Source organism: Desulfovibrio piger, from assembly GCF_900116045.1.
Classification (GTDB): domain Bacteria; phylum Desulfobacterota; class Desulfovibrionia; order Desulfovibrionales; family Desulfovibrionaceae; genus Desulfovibrio; species Desulfovibrio piger_A.
Genome location: NZ_LT630450.1, coordinates 2,090,264 through 2,107,470, shown reverse-complemented (window position 1 = coordinate 2,107,470; position 17,207 = coordinate 2,090,264). Strand labels below are relative to the sequence as shown.

20 protein-coding genes and 1 tRNA gene are annotated in these 17,207 nt (G+C 67.6%); 15 read left to right on the top strand and 6 right to left on the bottom strand.

Features of this window, described 5'->3' with window-relative positions; genetic code table 11:
• Positions 1 to 381 carry an FmdB family zinc ribbon protein gene (locus DESPIGER_RS09490; RefSeq protein WP_083575368.1) on the bottom strand — a complete coding sequence of 127 codons (381 nt, stop codon included), beginning with the start codon at positions 379 to 381 and terminating at the stop codon, positions 1 to 3.
• Positions 382 to 750: 369 nt separating this feature from the next.
• Between DESPIGER_RS09490 and rnhA the strand changes: the two genes are divergently transcribed.
• The 9 genes from rnhA to DESPIGER_RS09445 all read left to right on the top strand — a co-directional run bounded on the left by rnhA (position 751) and on the right by DESPIGER_RS09445 (position 6,851).
• Positions 751 to 1,230 (top strand): ribonuclease HI, encoded by a 480-nt coding sequence (gene rnhA / locus DESPIGER_RS09485; protein ID WP_072336026.1) that lies wholly within the window; start codon positions 751 to 753, stop codon positions 1,228 to 1,230.
• Between the two features lie 15 nt (positions 1,231 to 1,245).
• Positions 1,246 to 2,232, top strand: coding sequence for a hypothetical protein (locus DESPIGER_RS09480; RefSeq protein WP_072336023.1), 987 nt, complete (start codon positions 1,246 to 1,248; stop codon positions 2,230 to 2,232).
• A gap of 243 nt (positions 2,233 to 2,475) precedes the next feature.
• A complete protein-coding gene (locus tag DESPIGER_RS09475; RefSeq protein ID WP_072336020.1) occupies positions 2,476 to 2,727 on the top strand; it encodes a hypothetical protein in 252 nt (83 codons plus the stop codon).
• 17 nt (positions 2,728 to 2,744) lie between these two features.
• On the top strand, positions 2,745 to 3,107 hold the full coding sequence (locus DESPIGER_RS09470; RefSeq protein ID WP_072336016.1) for an MmcQ/YjbR family DNA-binding protein: 363 nt from the start codon (positions 2,745 to 2,747) through the stop codon (positions 3,105 to 3,107).
• Positions 3,108 to 3,430: 323 nt separating this feature from the next.
• Positions 3,431 to 4,093: a site-2 protease family protein gene (locus DESPIGER_RS09465; RefSeq protein WP_072336013.1), complete on the top strand. Its 663-nt coding sequence runs from the start codon at positions 3,431 to 3,433 to the stop codon at positions 4,091 to 4,093.
• 28 nt (positions 4,094 to 4,121) lie between these two features.
• Positions 4,122 to 5,114 carry a tryptophan--tRNA ligase gene (trpS, locus tag DESPIGER_RS09460; protein WP_072336009.1) on the top strand — a complete coding sequence of 331 codons (993 nt, stop codon included), beginning with the start codon at positions 4,122 to 4,124 and terminating at the stop codon, positions 5,112 to 5,114.
• 5 nt (positions 5,115 to 5,119) lie between these two features.
• On the top strand, positions 5,120 to 5,557 hold the full coding sequence (ruvX, locus tag DESPIGER_RS09455; protein ID WP_072336006.1) for a Holliday junction resolvase RuvX: 438 nt from the start codon (positions 5,120 to 5,122) through the stop codon (positions 5,555 to 5,557).
• Complete coding sequence (mltG, locus tag DESPIGER_RS09450) at positions 5,554 to 6,600, top strand: endolytic transglycosylase MltG (protein WP_072336004.1); 1,047 nt, start codon at positions 5,554 to 5,556, stop codon at positions 6,598 to 6,600. The genes ruvX and mltG overlap by 4 nt, the downstream gene beginning before the upstream one ends.
• Positions 6,601 to 6,614: 14 nt before the next feature.
• The gene (locus tag DESPIGER_RS09445; protein WP_006007176.1) at positions 6,615 to 6,851 is read left to right on the top strand and encodes a hypothetical protein; all 237 of its coding nucleotides are present in this window, start codon (positions 6,615 to 6,617) and stop codon (positions 6,849 to 6,851) included.
• A gap of 421 nt (positions 6,852 to 7,272) precedes the next feature.
• On the opposite strand, the gene DESPIGER_RS09440 is transcribed toward DESPIGER_RS09445, so the two are convergent.
• From DESPIGER_RS09440 to hisH, 3 genes are read right to left on the bottom strand one after another with little or no spacing between them, the layout of a single operon-like run.
• On the bottom strand, positions 7,273 to 8,049 hold the full coding sequence (locus DESPIGER_RS09440) for a PP-loop family protein (protein WP_072336001.1): 777 nt from the start codon (positions 8,047 to 8,049) through the stop codon (positions 7,273 to 7,275).
• The gene (hisF, locus tag DESPIGER_RS09435; protein ID WP_072335998.1) at positions 8,043 to 8,822 is read right to left on the bottom strand and encodes an imidazole glycerol phosphate synthase subunit HisF; all 780 of its coding nucleotides are present in this window, start codon (positions 8,820 to 8,822) and stop codon (positions 8,043 to 8,045) included. The genes DESPIGER_RS09440 and hisF overlap by 7 nt, the downstream gene beginning before the upstream one ends.
• Positions 8,815 to 9,453 (bottom strand): imidazole glycerol phosphate synthase subunit HisH, encoded by a 639-nt coding sequence (gene hisH / locus DESPIGER_RS09430; RefSeq protein WP_072335995.1) that lies wholly within the window; start codon positions 9,451 to 9,453, stop codon positions 8,815 to 8,817. Before hisH ends, hisF begins: the two co-directional genes overlap by 8 nt.
• Positions 9,454 to 9,767: 314 nt before the next feature.
• On the opposite strand from hisH, the gene DESPIGER_RS09425 reads away from it, so the two are divergent.
• From DESPIGER_RS09425 to DESPIGER_RS09405, 5 genes are all read left to right on the top strand, one after another.
• Positions 9,768 to 10,646, top strand: a complete 879-nt coding sequence (locus DESPIGER_RS09425; RefSeq protein WP_072335992.1) for a sulfite exporter TauE/SafE family protein — start codon at positions 9,768 to 9,770, stop codon at positions 10,644 to 10,646.
• Between the two features lie 350 nt (positions 10,647 to 10,996).
• Positions 10,997 to 11,827 (top strand): glutamate racemase, encoded by an 831-nt coding sequence (gene murI, locus DESPIGER_RS09420; RefSeq protein ID WP_072335989.1) that lies wholly within the window; start codon positions 10,997 to 10,999, stop codon positions 11,825 to 11,827.
• A 191-nt stretch (positions 11,828 to 12,018) separates the two neighbouring features.
• The gene (locus DESPIGER_RS09415; protein ID WP_006007160.1) at positions 12,019 to 12,294 is read left to right on the top strand and encodes an HU family DNA-binding protein; all 276 of its coding nucleotides are present in this window, start codon (positions 12,019 to 12,021) and stop codon (positions 12,292 to 12,294) included.
• Between the two features lie 238 nt (positions 12,295 to 12,532).
• Positions 12,533 to 12,622: transfer RNA gene (locus DESPIGER_RS09410), tRNA-Ser, on the top strand.
• Between the two features lie 134 nt (positions 12,623 to 12,756).
• Positions 12,757 to 13,377, top strand: a complete 621-nt coding sequence (locus DESPIGER_RS09405) for a DUF4125 family protein (protein ID WP_072335986.1) — start codon at positions 12,757 to 12,759, stop codon at positions 13,375 to 13,377.
• A gap of 314 nt (positions 13,378 to 13,691) precedes the next feature.
• On the opposite strand, the gene DESPIGER_RS09400 is transcribed toward DESPIGER_RS09405, so the two are convergent.
• Positions 13,692 to 14,063: a hypothetical protein gene (locus DESPIGER_RS09400; protein ID WP_072335983.1), complete on the bottom strand. Its 372-nt coding sequence runs from the start codon at positions 14,061 to 14,063 to the stop codon at positions 13,692 to 13,694.
• A 129-nt stretch (positions 14,064 to 14,192) separates the two neighbouring features.
• Entirely contained in the window at positions 14,193 to 15,257 is a 1,065-nt protein-coding gene (locus DESPIGER_RS12965; protein ID WP_156831681.1) for a DUF721 domain-containing protein, read from the bottom strand.
• A gap of 784 nt (positions 15,258 to 16,041) precedes the next feature.
• On the opposite strand from DESPIGER_RS12965, the gene DESPIGER_RS09390 reads away from it, so the two are divergent.
• Positions 16,042 to 16,968: an ArsR/SmtB family transcription factor gene (locus DESPIGER_RS09390; protein ID WP_072335980.1), complete on the top strand. Its 927-nt coding sequence runs from the start codon at positions 16,042 to 16,044 to the stop codon at positions 16,966 to 16,968.
• The last annotated feature ends 239 nt before the right edge of the window (positions 16,969 to 17,207 follow it).

Here is a 17,207-nt window from a genome sequence, read left to right as displayed (position 1 = left end):
TCACGCGGAAGGGGTCGACGAAGAGGAGGCGGAAGGAGCCGTGCCTCCCGAAGTGCTGCTGGCAGTGCTGGCGGAAGAAGCGGGACTCGTCGACGGGGAAGCGGCAGAAGAAGGGGCGGACGTGCTGTTCTCGTCCTTGATGCCCTTGCGGTAGCCGTAATCACTGACATACCAGCCGCCGCCCTTGAGCACGAAAGAGGTGTGCGACATGACCCGCGGCGAGGGGGTGCCGCAATCAGGACAGGGCTCCTGGGCCTGCATGTCGGTCACATGGGTCCATTCTTCAAAGACTTTCTGACAGTTGGGACACTGATATTCGTAGATGGGCATAGCTGTAACGCCAAGAACGGCCACGACAGCCCCTTCGGTATCCGGGGCCATCGGCCGTTGTGCTGAAATTCGCGGCTCCCCGCAGGGAACCGGCAATGAACTGTCCGCGGAAACTAGGCCTTGGCGGCCTTGGCTTCACGCACGCGCTGCTTCAGACGTTCAGCGCGACGATGACGACGGCGATCCAGTTCCTTTTTGCGCTCAATTTTCTTGTGAGCCATGATGTCCTCCACGGGGGGATGACCCCCATTAATTTTTGGTAGGAAAGCATATCCCAAAGGTTTTGCAAAGTCCAGCGTGCTTAACGCGGACCACGGCCCTGCCCGCACATCCCCCGCCGTGCGGCCCCGGACGTGCGCGCGGGCACACCGGCGAAAGGCCCGTTGCCAGCATCCCGCTTCTTGCCTACACTGCGCGGTCATGAAGAAAGTCATCATCTATACGGACGGTTCCTGCCTGGGCAATCCCGGCCGGGGCGGCTGGGCCGCCATCCTCTGCCTGGTGGGCAGCACGGCCCGCCGCGAGCTGGTGGGCGGCGCCCGCCTGACCACCAACAACCGCATGGAGCTGGGCGGCGTCATCGCGGCCCTTTCCGCCCTGCGCGAGGCCTGCGAGGTGGACCTCTACACCGATTCCAGATACGTCTGCGACGCTGTGGAAAAAGGCTGGCTGGCCGGCTGGCAGAAGCGCCACTGGGTCAAGAGCGACAAGAAGCCCGTGCTCAACGTGGACCTCTGGAAACAGCTCCTGCCCCTGCTGCGCACCCATAACGTGACCTTCCACTGGCTGCGCGGCCATGCCGGGCACCGCGAGAACGAACGCTGCGACGAACTGGCCCGCGCCTTCGCCGCCGGTCCCGACCTGCCCGAGGACACGGGCTTCACGGCCGCCCAGGCCTGATCCCGCGCCCTGCCCATGAACGACATCCTCTCCCCTGAAAGCCTGCACTCCCTGGCCCTGCTCTGGCAAGGCCTGCTCTGGCCCCTGCTGCGCCTGCTGCTGGGCCTGTGCGCGGGCCTGCTGCTGGCCAACCTGCTGGAGGCCCTGCGCTGGACGCGCCATCTGTCCCGCCTGGCCACCCCGCTGGCCCGGGCCGCCCATCTGCGCGATGTGGCGGGCGCTGCCTTCTCCCTGGCCTTCGTCTCCCCGGCCGCGGCCAACGGCCTGCTGTCCGGGAGCCACCGGAAAGGCGAGATCGGCGGACGGGAACTCATGCTGGCCAACCTGTTCAACAGCTTCCCGGCCTACCTGGTCCACACGCCCACCATCTTCCTGCTCACCTGGCCCGTGCTGGGCTGGCCCGCCGTGGTCTATGTGGGCCTGACCCTGCTGGCCGCCGTGGGCCGCACCGGCCTGACCATCGTCCTTTCCCGCCGCCTGCTGCCCGTACCGCCGCAGGAGCGCACGGCCCGCACGGCCGCCGCGGACGGCGAGACAGGCTGGCGCGCCGCGATCCGCAAGGCCTGGAAGCGCTTCCGCCGCCGCGTGCCCAAGCTGGTCTGCTTCACGGTGCCCGTCTACATCATCATGTATCTGCTGCAGCGCTACGGCCTGTTCACCGCCGCCGAGGACTGGCTGGCCACCCACATGGACTGGCTGGCCTTCCTCAAGCCGCAGGCCGTGGGCATCATCGTGCTGCACCTGGCCGCCGAGCTGGGCGCGGCCCTGGGTGCCGCGGGCAGCGTGCTGCAGACCGGCGGCCTTGAGGCCCGCGACGTGGTGCTGGCCCTGATGGTGGGCAACATCCTGTCCACGCCCATGCGGGCCATCCGCCACCAGCTGCCCGCCTATGCGGGCTTCTACCGTCCGGCCCTGGCCCTGCGCCTGATCCTGGCCAACCAGGGCCTGCGCGCCGCCAGCATGGCCGTGGTCACCCTGCTGTACTGGTGGATCGTGTTTTAGTAAGGAACAGGCGAGGGGGAGAAGGAAACCGTTTTGAAAAACGGTTCTCCCTCTCCCCCTCGCGCTCCCCCGTTCCCTTCCCAAAACTTTCAGCAGGGGGACAGCGCAGGGATGGGGCTCGTGTAGCCAGTCCCCTTCTGTTGCCCTACTTTTCCAAAGGACAGGCCCGGTAAAAACTCCCCGGCGTCCCTTCCCGGAATCCCCGGCAGCCGCGCTGCCTGACTCCAACCACAAGGAAACGATATGAGCGAGACCCCCCGCCACCTCCATTGCGTCAAGCCCGAACACACCGGCGCGCGCGTCACCGTGCGTCTCCAGCCCGAGGACCTCTGGCTCTCCATCCCCCGCCCCAAGACCTCCCGCCAGCTGCTGACGGCCCTGGGCCTGGCCGAGGAATGCGCCCTGGTGGCCCGCAACGGCGAACTGCTCACCCCAGACCGCCAGATCTGGCCCAACGACGAGCTGCTGGTCCGCAAAGTGGCCAGCGTGGGCTAGGCCGCCGGAGAACGGCCATGTCCTCGCGTGAAAGCGTCTTCGCCTACGTCAGGAAGAAATTCGGTACGGAACCGGAATACCCCTGGGCCCGGTATCCCCGGTATGCGGTCCTGCGGCACCGGCAGGGACGGAAGTGGTACGGCCTGATCATGGACGTGCCCGCGAACAGGCTGGGACTGTGCGGGGACGGGCAGGTGGAGATCATCAACCTGAAATCCGGCTGCGCGCTGGACCTGCTCATCGGCGGGACACCGGGCATCCTGCCCGCCTACCATATGGACAAAAGGAACTGGGTCTCCGTTCTCCTGGACGGGGGCATCACGTCCCGGGAACTGTTCGCGCTCATCGACGAGAGCCACGCCCTGACCGGCGGCAGGTAAGGGGCCCCTGCCGAGGCGGGACGGTCTTCACGGCATGGAAGCCCCCCGAAACGCCGGGGACGTGCAGCCGCACGGGCAGGCGGGGCCGGTCCCGTTCCCCGCGTCTTCCTGGGTGCCCCGCGGGCATGGCGGCACGGAGCATCCGGGGACGGAAAAGGCCCTTCGCGCGCAGCCCGCGGACGGGAACCGCAGGGGCCGTGCCCGCCGGCCGCCGGCATGAAGGGCACCGGCAGCAGGGCCGGGACAGCCTTTCCCGGAGCCTCCGCGCACCCCGCCCCGCCCCTCATATCGACATTTGACCCGTTGCATGGTACTTGCGGCAGATGTTCGATTTTGCATTCAACGCGCAGCGTTTCGCTGTCTACCTGATCCCCACCCTGCTCGGCATCATCATGCATGAAGTGGCCCACGGCTGGATGGCCTCCCGCAAGGGCGACCAGACCGCCCGCTTCATGGGCCGCCTGACCCTCAATCCCGTCTCGCATTTCGATGCCCTGGGCGCGGCCGTGTTCCTGCTCACCAGCCTGGGCACGGGCTTCATCTTCGGCTGGGCCAAACCGGTGCCGGTCAATGTGCGCAACCTGCGCGACCCCGCCCGCGACATGATGTGGGTGGCCCTGGCCGGGCCCGTGACCAACTTCCTGCTGGCCATCGGCTTTGCCCTGGTCCTGGGCGCCGTGGTGGCCATGCTGCCCAGCCCCGACATCTCGGACACCACGCGCTACTTCCTGCTCATGCTGGTGGCCGGGGTGAACATCAACCTCTGCCTCGCCTGGATCAACCTGCTGCCCATCCCGCCGCTGGACGGCAGCAAGATCGTGGCCTATTTCCTGCCGCCGCGCGCCGCCTGGGCCTATATGAGCGCCGGGCGCTACGGCTTCATCATCCTGGTGCTCCTGCTGGCCACGGGCCTGCTGGGGCGCATCCTCGGGCCCCTCATCGGCGGAGGCAGCGATTTGCTGCTTTCGCTTGTCGGTATCAAGTAAGTAACGGAACTTCCAAAGGAATCTTGAAATGAGTACTGTTCGTCCGCGTACGGTTTCGGGCATGCGGCCCACCGGGCCGCTCCATCTGGGTCACTATTTCGGCGTCCTCAAGAACTGGGTGGAACTCCAGCACACCGAGGAAGCCTATTTCTTCGTGGCCGACTGGCACGCCCTGACCAGCGATTATGCCGACCCCTCCAACATCGCCACCAACGTGGAAGAGATGGTCAAGGACTGGGTGGCCGCCGGGCTGGATCCCGAAAAGTGCGTCATCTTCCGCCAGAGCGCGGTCAAGGAACACGCCGAGCTGAGCCTGCTGCTCTCCATGATCACCCCCGTCTCCTGGCTGGAACGCAACCCCACCTACAAGGAACAGCAGCAGCAGATCACCAACAAGGACCTGGGCAACGCGGGCTTCCTCTGCTACCCCGTGCTCATGGCCGCGGACATCCTCATGTACCGTCCCCACGGCGTGCCCGTGGGCGAGGACCAGCTGCCCCACATGGAGCTGACCCGCGAGATCGCCCGCCGCTTCAACTACCTCTACGGCGGCAGCTTCTTCCCCGAGCCGCAGGCCATGCTCACCCCCGCGGCCAAGTGCCCCGGCCTGGACGGCCGCAAGATGTCCAAGAGCTACAACAACGGCATCTTCCTGCGTGACACCATGGCCGACATCGAGCCCAAGGTGCGCGGCATGTTCACCGACCCGGCCCGCCTGCGCAAGAGCGATCCCGGCAACCCGGACGCCTGCAACCTCTTCCCCTACCATGTGCTGCTGGCCAGCCCCGAAGAACAGGCCGAGATCCGCACCGGCTGTACCGCCGCCAGCTTCGGCTGTGTGGAGTGCAAGAAGCGCTTCCTGAAGAACCTGGAAGCCTTCCTGGCGCCCCTGCAGGAACGCCGCGCCGCCCTGGCCGCCCGTCCCGGCGCCGTGGCCGAGATCCTGGACGCCGGCAACGAACGCGCCCGCGCCTTCGCCTCCGCCACGCTGGCCGAAGTACGCGCCAAGATGGGGCTGTAAGCGCCTTGAAATGGGTAGGTATTGATTACGGCCTGGCCCGCACGGGCCTGGCCGCCACCGACCCGGAAGGCATCATGGCCTATCCGCTGACCACCATCCGCCTGGCCGACTACGCCAACCGCAAGGAATTCCTGGCGGCGCTGGCCGGGCGGATCCTCGGGGAGCGCCCCGACGCCGTGGTCATGGGCCTGCCCCTGCTCACCGACGGCACCGAGAGCATGACCACCCGGCAGGTACGCAACGTCACCGAGCGCCTCAAGCGCCGCGTGCCCCTGCCCTTCTATTTCATGTCCGAGCTGCTCAGCTCCGAGGCCGCCGAGCGCGAACTGCGCGAGGCGGGCCGCACGGGCCGCCGCTGCAAGGCCGTGCTGGACCAGCAGGCCGCCGTGCGCATCCTGGAGTCCTTCCTTTCCCTCAGCCCTGACCAGCGGAGACCGGCATGAAGACCGTACTGCGCATCGTGGCTGTCCTTGTCCTGCTGGCGGCAGCCGCTGCCGGCTGGGCGGGATACGAGGCCTGGACCTTCCTCAAGACGCCCCCGGCCACACCGGGGCAGGAGGCCTTCTTCGACGTGGAGCCCGGCGCCAGCGTGCGCCGTGTGGCCGACAGGCTGGAAGAACGCGGGCTCATCACCGATGCGCGCAAGTTCCTGCTGCTGGCCCGCTACAAAAAGTGGGACAGCCGCCTGCAGGCCGGGCGCTTCGCCCTCAACACGGGCTGGCTGCCGGAACAGGTGCTGGATACCCTGGTCAACGGCCGGCCGGTGCTGTTCCGCGTCACCGTGCCCGAGGGCCTGACCTGGTGGCAGACCGCCAGGGTGCTGGAGGACGCCGGGCTGGTGCGCTTCGAGGATTTCCGCGCCGTCATCACGGACCCGGCCTTTTTGCGCCACTACGGCATCCCCTTCGATTCGGCCGAGGGCTTCCTCATGCCGGACACCTATCTGCTCAAGAAGGCCGACGTGCCCGACAGGGCCCAGGCCCGCGCCGTGGCCGGGCGCATGGTGGACAACTTCTGGCGCAAGGGCGATGCCCTCTGGCCCGGCGGCAAACGCCCCTCCCGCGACGAGCTGCGCCGCCTGGTAATCCTGGCCTCCGTGGTGGAGAAGGAGACCGCCTTTGCCGACGAGCGGCCGCGCGTGGCCGGCGTCTATGCCAACCGTTTGCGCATCAACATGGCGCTCCAGGCCGACCCCACGGTCATCTACGGGCTGGGGCCCAACTTTGACGGCAACCTGCGCCGCCGCCACCTGGACGACGCCAACAACATCTACAACACCTACCAGCGTCCCGGCCTGCCGCCCGGCCCCATCTGCTCGTTCGGCGCCAGCGCCCTGGCCGCGGCCATCACGCCAGAGGAGCACAAGTACCTCTATTTCGTGGCCATCACCGATGGCGGCCGCCACGCTTTTTCCACCAACCTCGACGATCATAACCGCGCCGTGCGCCAGTACCTCAGGAACCGTCGCGCCCAGCGCCAGCAATAACAGGAAGGCAGGTCATGAAGTATTTGATCATGGAAGATTTTTCCGGCCAGCCCGTGCCCTTCATCTTTCCCCGCCGCGTGGACCACGCCGACATGCGCGACCAGCTCCCCTACGGGCAGGTCATCTCCGCCGGTGTGGTGGAACACGGCCCCGAGGGCTTCGTCTGCCACGGCGGCAACGCCGAACTCAATGTCAAGGCCCGGCCGGAGGAAGACGCGGCCATCATCACCGAGGCCCTGCGCGTCCGGTAAGGCCCTGTCTGCGAAGGACGGGGAGGAATCTTTGAGGGGGGATCCCCTCATCTCTGCTGCCGATGCCCGCAGCTGCCTGCGTCGCAACGGGCACGGCCCTGCGGGCCGCCATCCGGTCGCTGCTGGCGCGAGAGGGGTTTCCCCCTCAAACTCCCCCTTCCCCAGCACGCTTTCATAACAGGACATCCCTCCAGCTCATGGGAGGGCATATCCCTGTCAAAAACAAATGCGCCCGCGAGAACTCTGTCTCGCAGGCGCGTTTTATCTTTTCCGAAGGAAATATCCTCCCCCCTTTATCAGGGCGCCGGGGAAGGCCTTCGTGTACCGGCAGCGACCGGGGGCCCAAAGGCCGAGCTCGTTACATGACCAAAAGCTGCGGGCATCGGCAGGAGGGACGAGGGGTTCCTCAAAAAACATCACCTCAGCGGTCAAAAAAGCCGCTGACCGTCCCTTCCACGATTTCGGCGCCACCGAAGCCGTGGGTGTCCAGCACCCGCATCACCCGCGGCCGCAGGCCGTCAGGCAGGGCAGCCACCTGCAGGACGGGCTCCGGCGTCAGGCGCAGGCGAAAATCCCCCAGACCGGGCAATGCGGCCAGATCCGCCTCGGCAGCGGCCAGACGGGACAGCAGGGCCGGTCCGGGATGCATGCCGTAGGCCAGCCGGGTCAGCAGACAGGGCCGGGCGGCCTGCTGCGGATCGTCCAGGCCCCAGGCCGCGCCCAGATCGCGCAATTCCTGTTTGCGGAGCCCGGCCAGGGCCAGGGGCGAGAGCACGCCCGCCTCGCGCACGGCCCGCTGTCCGGGCCGGAAGGTGGTCAGGTCGTCGGCATTGCTGCCGTCACAGAGGATGCGGCAGCCGCCCGCGGCGGCCAGGGCCTCACGCAGACGGCGCATGAGGGCCCGCTTGCAGGCATAGCAGCGCTCCCGGCTGTTCACCGCCACGTCGGGAAGGGAAAGGGGATCGTGCCGCACTTCCCGCAGGGGCAGCCCCTGCGCCCGGGCCCAGCGCCGCGCCGCCGCGCTCTCGGCCTGCGGCACATGCGGCCCCGTAGCGTGCAGGGCCAGCACGTCGCAGCCCGCACGCCGCAGGGCGAAACAGAGGAAACGGCTGTCCAGCCCGCCGGAAAAGGCCACGGCCAGCGGCCAGGGCCGCAGCACGGGCAGCAGGGCCTGCCAGCGGGCTTCGGGAGCTACCACGTCAGGCGGACCTTGGCACCCTTTCCGGCCATGACTTCCTTGCACTGGCGGATGGTGTACTGCCCGTAGTGCACGATGGAAGCGATGAGCGCCGCCGAGGCACCGCCCTTGCTCACGGCATCATACATATGCTCGGGCGCGCCCGCGCCGCCGGAAGCGATGACCGGGATGGACACGGCGTCCACGATGGCCCGGGTCAGGGTCAGCTCGTAGCCGTCACGGGTGCCGTCGGCGTCGATGGAGTTGACGCAGAGCTCGCCCGCGCCCAGCTCCTGGCATTGGCGCGCCCATTCGATGGCGTCGATGCCCATGCGACGGCGGCCGCCCTGGATGACGATCTCGTAACCGGAGGGGATGCTCTCGCTCACGGGCACGCGCAGCACGTCCATGCCCACCACGATGGCCTGCGAGCCGAAGGCCGCCGCGCCGTCGGCCACCAGACCGGGATCACGCACGGCCGCGGAATTGATGGAGACCTTTTCGGCCCCGGCATTGAGCACGGCGCGCATGTCGGCCACGGACGAGATGCCGCCGCCCACGCTGAAGGGGATGAAGATCTGCGAGGCCACGCGCTCCACCACGTCCAGGAAGATGCCGCGTTCCTCGGCCGAGGCCGTGATGTCGTAAAAGACGATCTCGTCCGCGCCTTCCTCATAATAGCGGCGGGCGCTCTCCACGGGGTCGCCGATGTCCACGTTGCCCTGGAACTTGATGCCCTTGGTCAGGCGGCCGGCGCGCACGTCCAGGCAGGGGATGACTCGTTTGCTAAGCATGGCGCACCTCGTCACAGTAGTCATAGAAATTGCGCAGCACGGCCAGGCCGGGGCGGCCGCTCTTTTCCAGATGGCACTGCACGGCCCAGAGGCCGTCGCGGCCGTAGACCGAGCAGAACTCCTTCCCGTAGACCGTGGTGGCCATGACCAGCTCGGGCGCGGGCTCCACATAGTAGCTGTGGACGAAATAGAATTCCGCACCGGGTTCGATGCCCCGCAGCAGACGGCCCGGGCGCACCACCTCAAGGCTGTTCCAGCCCATGTGCGGCACAGGGGCGGGGCTGCCGTCCTCTTCCTTCATATGGTCGGGAAAACGCACGCAGCGGCCGGGCACGATGCCCAGGGTGCGCATATCGTTCTCCTCGCTGTGTTCCAGCAGGATCTGGCAGCCCAGGCAGATGCCCAGCAGAGGCTGGCCTTCGGCCACGGCACGGCGCAGTACGCTGTCCAGGCCGGCGGAGGTCAGGGCCTCCATGGCCTGCCCGGCGGCGCCCACACCGGGAAAGATGATGCCCTGGGCCTGCTCCAGTTCCGCGGGGTCGGCGGTGATGCGGCAGGGGATGCCCAGATGCTCCAGCGCACGGCGCACGCTGGTCTGGTTGCCTGCCTTGTATTCGAGAATGGCGAGCATGAAGAAATCCTTTGCTGCACGGTGATGGGAAAGCCTGAAATATACGCGTTTCGCCCGGCACAGGCAACGTGCCCCGGGGGGCCGCGCTGCGTGACCGGGCCGCAGGCCCGGCCCGCCAAGGACAGCGGGCCTCCGCAGATCCCATTTAATCACTATTTTTTAAAAAAACGTGATTGAAATACCTTGAAAAATCACGCTTGTTTTATTTTTATTCCTTTATTTTCCATAGGTTAGTAAAAAAATAAAACGTGACAAAAATATCCATATCAGTTTACTCTGACTTTATCCCGTCGCATAACCTGTGGAGGTGGTCCATGTACTTTCCCGTTTCCGGTATCGACTGTCACCCCCTGGTGCCCGTCCTGGCGGCCATGGGCATCTCGTTCGTCACGTCCATGGGCGGCCTGTCGGGAGCCTTCCTGCTCCTGCCTTTCCAGATGAGCTTCCTGGGCTACACCAGCCCCGGCGTCAGCGCCACCAACCATCTTTTCAACGTGCTGGCCTGTCCCGGCGGCATCGTGCGCTACGCCCGCGAAGGCCGCCTGCTCTGGCCCCTGGCCCTGACCGTGGCCGTGGGCACCCTGCCCGGCATCGTGCTGGGCTCGCTCATACGCGTCTACTGGCTGCCGGACGAGAGCCGCTTCAAGGTCTTTGCCGGCCTGCTGCTGCTCTGGATCTTCTGGCGCATGTTCCGCGACCTGCGCAGGCCCGCCGCGCCCGCCCGCAAGGGGGGCGGCATGGCCCGGATCCACGTGGAACGCTGGGACCGTTCCCGTCTGGTCTTCACGTTCGGCGAGACGCGCCATTCCGTCAGCTGCCCGCGCCTGGCCGCCCTCAGTCTGGGCATCGGCCTGGCGGGCGGCATCTACGGCATCGGCGGCGGCGCCATCCTTTCCCCCTTCCTGGTCAGCATCTTCGGCCTGCCCGTCCATGCCATCGCCGGGGCCCTGCTGCTGGGCACCTTCCTGGCCTCCCTGGCCGGGGTGCTGGGCTATGGCTTCCTGGGCCTGTTCTCCTCGCTGGACGGCATCGGCGCCGACCCCCTGCTGGGCCTGCTGCTGGGCCTGGGCGGGCTCATGGGCAGCTATCTGGGGGCCCGCTGCCAGCGCTTCGTGCCCGCGCGCCGCATCAAGTGGGGGCTGGCCCTGATCCTGCTCTTCACGTCCCTGCGCTATCTCTGGCAGGGCCTCTAGGGCGCGGCGTTCCCGCACCGTCCGTGCCGCCCTGACGGCGCGCCGCGGGGAAAGACGCGGGCCTCGGTCCTCCGGGGCCCGTTTTCCCTTGCCCTGCCGCGCGAAAAAAGCCATCCTTCCGCAGTCGGGACTCCGATGCCCCTGCCCTGGACGCCCCCTGCGGGGACGGCGCGCCCGGGGGAGCGACTGGCCGCCGCGCCCCTCTTGGCCGTACTCTACGGCGGGGACGGCACGTCCAGAGGCAACGGCGCCCGTCCTTCCGGCAGGCAGGGGCGCCCCGCGCCCTTCTGTCCCAACAACGCGCCGGCCCGGGGAGGCCCGCCGGCGCCCGTCCCCATCGAAGGAACGTCATGAATCCCCCAGCTTCCCTGCCCATCGGCATCTTTGATTCCGGCATGGGCGGCCTGACCGTGCTCAAAGCCATTTCCAGCCGCCTGCCCGGCGAGAACCTGCTCTATCTTGGAGATACGGCCCGCCTGCCCTACGGCACCAAAAGCCGTGACACCATCATCCGCTACACCCTCAAGGCCGCGGGCCGTCTGGTGGACGAGGGCGTCAAGATGCTGGTGGTGGCCTGCAACACTGCCACTTCCGCCGCCCTGCCGGAACTGCGCGAACACTTCGCGCCCCTGCCCGTCCTCGGTGTCGTGCGCCCCGGTGCCGAGGCGGCCGTGGCCGCCAGCCGCAACAAGCGCATCGTGGTCATCGCCACCGAGGCCACCATCGCCGGCGGCGCCTATCAGCAGGCCATCGCCTCCCTGTGCCCCGAGGCCCGCGTCCAGGGCCGGGCCTGCACCCTCTTCGTGCCCCTGGCCGAGGAAGGCTGGATGGACGGCCCCATCGTCGAAGGCATCGCCAGCCGCTATCTGGGCGACCTGTTCGCCCCGGGCAAGCCCGACAGGCCCGATACCCTGGTGCTGGGCTGCACGCATTTCCCCCTGTTCCGGGGGGCCCTGCGCCATGTGGTGGGCGATGACGTGCGCATCGTGGATTCGGCCGAGACGGCCGCCGCGGCCGTGGAAAACCGCCTGCGCGAGCTGGGCCTGCTGCGCCGGGAAGACGGCCCCGGTTCCCGCCGCTTCCTGACCACGGACAACGTGCTGCGCTTCATCCGCACCGGCAGCATCTTCCTGGGGCACCCGCTCAAGAGCGCCGAGGTCAGCCTGGTGGATCTTTCCTGAGCGGGCACGGCACGCGACATGGCCGCCGCCCCGCCCGGCAGGGAACGGGACACGGTGCCGGGAAATGGTCCGATGCCCGGAAAACTTTGATATCTGGGCATTTTCCATTGACACGGGCCAAGCCCATAACGTATGGATGCCCTGTCTGGCCTGCATATTGAAACCCGAAACTCTTTTTTTGGAGTATAACTATGACCAAAGCTGAGCTTGTTGAAAAGATCCATGCCAAGGCCGGCCTGCCCACCAAGGCCAAGGCCGAAGAAGCCCTCGACGCTGTCGTGGCCGCCCTGCGCGAAGCCCTCGCCTCCGGCGAATCCGTGACCTTCACCGGGTTCGGCAGCTTCAAGGTGGTGGAACGCGCCGCCCGCAAGGGTCGCAATCCCCGCACCGGCAAGGAGATCACCATCCCCGCCAGCAAGGTTGCCAAGTTCACCCCCGGCAAGGGCCTGAAGGACGCCATCAAGTAATATTTCGCTCAGCGGATCCGGCGGCGTCCTCTTCCGGGGGACGCCGTTTTTTTTATGTCCCGGCGGGCCCTTCGGCCGTTTGGCCTTTGCGCTCCGGGACCAAAAGTGCTATATGTTCCCGGCTGTCGGGCCGGCGGGCCCTGTGCCCCCTGGCCCGGCAGCCCGCAGACGGAGCACCGTCCCGGGCCAAAGGCCCGCACGCGCACGCACGCGACAGGCGGCGCGGTCTGCTCCGCACGGAGGGGTGGCAGAGCGGTTGATTGCGGCGGTCTTGAAAACCGCTGAAGGTTCACGCCTTCCGGGGGTTCAAATCCCTCCCCCTCCGCCATGCATTGCCACAAGGACGTCCTGCTTCCGGCAGGACGTCTTTTTTTCATGCCGCCCGGCACCGCCGGGAAAGATTTTTGCCGGATATGGCCGGGACGCCGCAGGCCCCGCGGCCTTCCCGGCCAGGGAGACGCTATGGAGCACACAACCCTCGTGGACGCCGTGGTCACAGCGGAATGGGAGATGTTCAGCAACGTGCGGAACGTGGGCGGCAAGGCCTCCTGCCAGATGGATCCCGGGACTTTCCGCATCATGCGTTCCAGCCAGATGGACAACTGGGACGACGAACTGCTGGGCAGCTATCTGGAAGACCTGCTGAACGCCCGCCTAGAAGGGCGCAACCTGGTGACGGAAAAATACGCCCGCATGATGGAATCCACCTTCCCCGAAGAATATGCCCGGCTGGCCGGCAGCCTGCCGCCGCTGGACCCTGAAGCCGCGGCCCGGGTGGACGACATCGTGGCCGCCCATGTGGCCTGGAAGGAAGACCTCGACAGCCGCTTCCCCTCGCTGGCCGACAGGGGCCGCCCCCTGCGCAGCCGTGACGACCGCCCGGGCCGGGTCTCCATGGAGAGCTATCTGCGCGCGGAGCTGCGCACCTATTCGCCCAGGACCATCGCCCTTTACCACCGGGCCACCATGGAACGTCTGCGCAAGGGCGAGAGCGAAGCCGAACAGAACCTGCTCCATCAGGTACGGCAGTACGGTTTCGGGGACATTGAGAGCGCGGAAAAACATTTCAGCGCCCGCCGCTGAGGCCGGGAACAGCGCCTGACGCCGCTCCACCGGGACGTCCCGCACCATACGCTTCCGGCAGGGCGTCCCCGCGCCTGGGAACGCCCTGCCGTCGGGGGCCCCGGGAAGGACAGACGTCCTGCCCCCTGTGGCCGGGACATTCGCCCGGCGGTCCTGTGGGCCCTGCCGGGATTCGCGACGAGAGACAAAAGCCCCCGTACGGGCGGCTTTGGGGGCTGCCTGGCCGGTACACGAACGGATGCCGCAAAAACGAAAAGGGATGCTTCCGAAGAAGCATCCCTTTCCTCTCTTTTCGGGGAAAAAACGGACGGCGGCTAGGCGTTGGCAGCCTTGAGCATTTCTTCCACCATGGCAAGGCTGGTCGCGCTCCGGGCATCCATGCCGCACAGACCGCGCACAGCCAGCATCAACAGGGCAATGGGCATGCGCACTTCAGCTTTGCCGTTATGGATGATGCAGGTCTCGTCCTGCACCTTCAGGCGATAAGCCCGGCGGCTGTGTTCTTCCGGCCCGGTGCGCATGATGTAGTAGATCTGGTCCTTGTTCTCCGTCGCATACAGCTTCTGGCGGCACAGCAGGCCGTGTTCCTCGTCGTACCAGGAACACTCGGAGGAAAGGCTCCCGCGAAAGTGCATGTCCTCGCCATTATCGTGTGTGAGGCTGATATCTTCCAGCGTATCCTGCATGGCATCCTCCCCTTGAGCTGCAGCGTGACGGCAGCCACAGCACAGGGCGGCAAGGCCAGCACGACACCCGCTGACCCTAGCATCGGGAGAAAAGCTTTGTCAATCCCGCCTTTCGGCGGCCGCGACGTCTCACTTGCGGGGGTCGGGCAGCTCCATGCCCAGGAAGCGGGCATAGCAGCGGGCCACGGCCGATTCGGGATCCATGAGCCCCAGGCTGGCCCCGGAAGGCGCGGGGATCTCCTCCTGCGGGCGCCCGGCGGAGCGCTCCAGCACCGGACTGGGCGCATCCAGATCCTGATGGTCCAGCATCAGGGAGACTTTCACCGCCGTGAAGAAGTCCTCCTGCAAAAAGTCATTGGCCCGGCGCACTATCTCCGGCCCCATGTAATAGAGTTCCTGCAGCAGCACGGCATCTTCGGCGCCGATGAGCAATTTGTCGTCATGATGGCCCAGCGGGCGGGCCAGTGGCGCCAGATCCGGCCCCAGCACGGCATCCCAGCTGCGCCACAAACGGCTCAGTTTCGCCTGCTCTGGGGACGCGCCCAGCGAGATGAAGACCTTCTCCAGCACGCTCCCTGTCCGGGCCGGGCCGGGCCACTCCCCGAAGCGGGCCTCATGCCCGGGCTCGGTACTGCGCCGCCGCGTGACCCAGGCCCGCGGGCGCGGGGCCTCCGCCGTGGCTGCCTGCGGCTTTTTTGCGGTCCGGCGCTCCCGCCCGCCCGCGCCTGACGGCGGCGGCAGCACGACCAGCGCCTCTTGCCGCCGCGCCGCGCAGTCTTCCTCCGCTTCCAGCCCGGCATCGAAACGGGCCTGCATGGCCGCGGCCCACTGCCGGAAGGCGGCCTCGCGCCGCCCCATGCCTGCCCCGGCGGGCGGCGTCGCCTTCCCCGCTCCATCGTGTCCATCAGGCAAGGGGCAAACGGGCCCGGAGCCGGGAGCGGCGGGAGCCGTCATGACGGAGCGGGCCGCGGCCCGGGCGTCAGGCGCCCCGTCATCCCTTGGGGCGGGAAAATCGTCCCCGTCCTCATCCCCGGGCAGCACCACCAGCCCGCCGCCCGATGACGACAGACCGTATTCCGCCGCCAGACGGTCCGCCTCGGCAGCCCGTGCCGCCGCATCCGGGGGACGCCCGGGGGCCTGCTCCTCCGCCGGCGCCACTGCCGACGCTGTTTCCCCGGCAGATGCGGGGGGCATCCCGGCAGCCTTCTTGCGGCCGCGTCCGCCGGATGCGGATGAACGGCGCGCACGGCAGGCAGCCCCCGTCTGTTCCACACCCGGAACGGGAGCCGCCGCATCCACGGAAGGCTGGCCATCCGCAGGGCCCGCTCCCGGTGTGGCGGCCTGCCCTCCGGCTTCGGGCGGGGGAACTGTCGGGGCGCCGGTCACAGGCGCAGCCGCCGGGCTGCCCGCACGGCGACGACGGGCAGCGTTTTTTTTCGGGAAGGCGGCAGGTTCGGGCGGCGTGGCCGGTTCGGACGGGATCACCGGAAGGTCCTCCGGGACCGCGACGCTGCCGGCGGCAACGGTCAGCGGCGCCTCTTCCTCCGGCGGCCTGCCCGCCACTGTCCGGGGGGCCCTGTCCGGCGCGGACGCCGTTTTCCGCCCGCCGCTCCGCCTCCGGGAAGATGCCGGCTCTTCCGCCTGCCGTGCCTGGGGATGGTCCGCCGGGACCTTCCCGGCAGGGGCATCGCCCTGCGGCGCGCGGCCCTCCTTCCCGGCCATCTTGTCCGGTCGCGACGGAGACGGCCCAAGACCGCAGGCCTCCAGCAGCGAAAGGGCCGTGGCCGTGATGACGGTCACCCGCTTGCGCGGCGACCGTCCTGCGGTCTCCTCCCCGGCGGCGGGGGACCGGTCAGGAGCAGCGTGGGAAGGCGAGGTCATGGAACTCCTTGACTATATCCAGATAGGCTGATATTTGCATCAAGCAAAATTGATACACAGATCGCAGGCGCGCCCGGCGCGCCGTACAGGGGCACGCATGGCACTGGTATATTTCAAGGCACTTTCAGACGAGACCCGTCTGCGACTGGTGCATATCTTGCTGCATTACGAACTCTCGGTCAACGAGCTGGTGCGCATCCTCGGCATGGGGCAGTCCCGCGTCTCGCGCCACCTCAAGATCCTGACCGAAGCGGGCCTGCTGACCTCGCGCCGGGACGGCCTGTGGGTCTTTTATGCCGCCACGCGCTGCGGCGAGGCCAGCGACTTTTTGCAGGCCATGGGGCCTTTTTTGCATACGGACACGGCCATGCGCGAGGATCTGGCCATGGCGGCCCAGATCCTGGAGGAACGCGCCCTCAAGACGCGCCAGTTCTTCAACGCCATCGCCGAGGACTGGGACGAGCTCAACCGCGAAGTGCTGGAAGATTTCGACCTGCCCGCCGCCGTGCTGGCCGCCGTGCCCGCGGGCTGCCGCGTGGCCGTGGACCTGGGCTGCGGCACCGGCGCGGTGCTGGAACGCCTGCTGCCCGCCAGCCAAAGCCTCATCGGCGTGGACGGCTCGGCCCGCATGCTGGAGATGTGCCGCCGCCGTTTCAGCCCTGTGGACCTGGCCAACGAGAACCGCATCTCCCTGCGCATCGGCGAGCTGGACCACCTGCCCCTGCGCGACCAGGAAGCGGACTTCGCCTGCATCAACCTCGTCCTGCACCATCTGTCCGATCCCGGCGAAGGCCTGCGCGAGATACGCCGCAGCCTGACCACGGGCGGGCACCTGTTCGTGGCCGATTTCCTCCAGCATCATGACGAGACCATGCGCAGCCGCTACGGCGACCGCTGGCTGGGCTTCGACGAGGAACGCCTGCAGGAACGCCTGCGCCAGGCCGGTTTCGAGGTCCTGTCCTGTACGCGGCAGGCCGTGGGCCGCGGCCTGTTCCTGCTGCTGGTGCGGGCACGCGCCTGTTAGGGATATTTTTCCGGGGGAGCCCCGCCCCCTCCTCCCCAAAAGCCGCCCTGTCCGGGAAAGGCTGGCCCGCCGGTGCGGTGCGCCTGTGCCGGGGGAGCATGGCGGGGAGCACGCCCCGGCAAAGGCACACAAGATTTCCCGCGCGGCCCCACTGAAGGCCGCGCCCCTCCCCGCACAGGGGACGGACGACCATGCCGCAGACCGCCCTTTTTTGTGGAGCGGCCCAACATACTTTTTAA

Bases quoted from the DNA above. Each gene is read 5' to 3' on its own strand.
- DESPIGER_RS09490 (WP_083575368.1), bottom strand. From the start codon at position 381: ATGGCCCCGGATACCGAAGGGGCTGTCGTGGCCGTTCTTGGCGTTACA.
- rnhA (WP_072336026.1), top strand. From the start codon at position 751: ATGAAGAAAGTCATCATCTATACGGACGGTTCCTGCCTGGGCAATCCC.
- DESPIGER_RS09480 (WP_072336023.1), top strand. From the start codon at position 1,246: ATGAACGACATCCTCTCCCCTGAAAGCCTGCACTCCCTGGCCCTGCTC.
- DESPIGER_RS09475 (WP_072336020.1), top strand. From the start codon at position 2,476: ATGAGCGAGACCCCCCGCCACCTCCATTGCGTCAAGCCCGAACACACC.
- DESPIGER_RS09470 (WP_072336016.1), top strand. From the start codon at position 2,745: ATGTCCTCGCGTGAAAGCGTCTTCGCCTACGTCAGGAAGAAATTCGGT.
- DESPIGER_RS09465 (WP_072336013.1), top strand. From the start codon at position 3,431: ATGTTCGATTTTGCATTCAACGCGCAGCGTTTCGCTGTCTACCTGATC.
- trpS (WP_072336009.1), top strand. From the start codon at position 4,122: ATGAGTACTGTTCGTCCGCGTACGGTTTCGGGCATGCGGCCCACCGGG.
- mltG (WP_072336004.1), top strand. From the start codon at position 5,554: ATGAAGACCGTACTGCGCATCGTGGCTGTCCTTGTCCTGCTGGCGGCA.
- DESPIGER_RS09445 (WP_006007176.1), top strand. From the start codon at position 6,615: ATGAAGTATTTGATCATGGAAGATTTTTCCGGCCAGCCCGTGCCCTTC.
- hisF (WP_072335998.1), bottom strand. From the start codon at position 8,822: ATGCTTAGCAAACGAGTCATCCCCTGCCTGGACGTGCGCGCCGGCCGC.
- hisH (WP_072335995.1), bottom strand. From the start codon at position 9,453: ATGCTCGCCATTCTCGAATACAAGGCAGGCAACCAGACCAGCGTGCGC.
- DESPIGER_RS09425 (WP_072335992.1), top strand. From the start codon at position 9,768: ATGTACTTTCCCGTTTCCGGTATCGACTGTCACCCCCTGGTGCCCGTC.
- murI (WP_072335989.1), top strand. From the start codon at position 10,997: ATGAATCCCCCAGCTTCCCTGCCCATCGGCATCTTTGATTCCGGCATG.
- DESPIGER_RS09415 (WP_006007160.1), top strand. From the start codon at position 12,019: ATGACCAAAGCTGAGCTTGTTGAAAAGATCCATGCCAAGGCCGGCCTG.
- DESPIGER_RS09405 (WP_072335986.1), top strand. From the start codon at position 12,757: ATGGAGCACACAACCCTCGTGGACGCCGTGGTCACAGCGGAATGGGAG.
- DESPIGER_RS09400 (WP_072335983.1), bottom strand. From the start codon at position 14,063: ATGCAGGATACGCTGGAAGATATCAGCCTCACACACGATAATGGCGAG.
- DESPIGER_RS12965 (WP_156831681.1), bottom strand. From the start codon at position 15,257: ATGCCCCCCGCATCTGCCGGGGAAACAGCGTCGGCAGTGGCGCCGGCG.
- DESPIGER_RS09390 (WP_072335980.1), top strand. From the start codon at position 16,042: ATGGCACTGGTATATTTCAAGGCACTTTCAGACGAGACCCGTCTGCGA.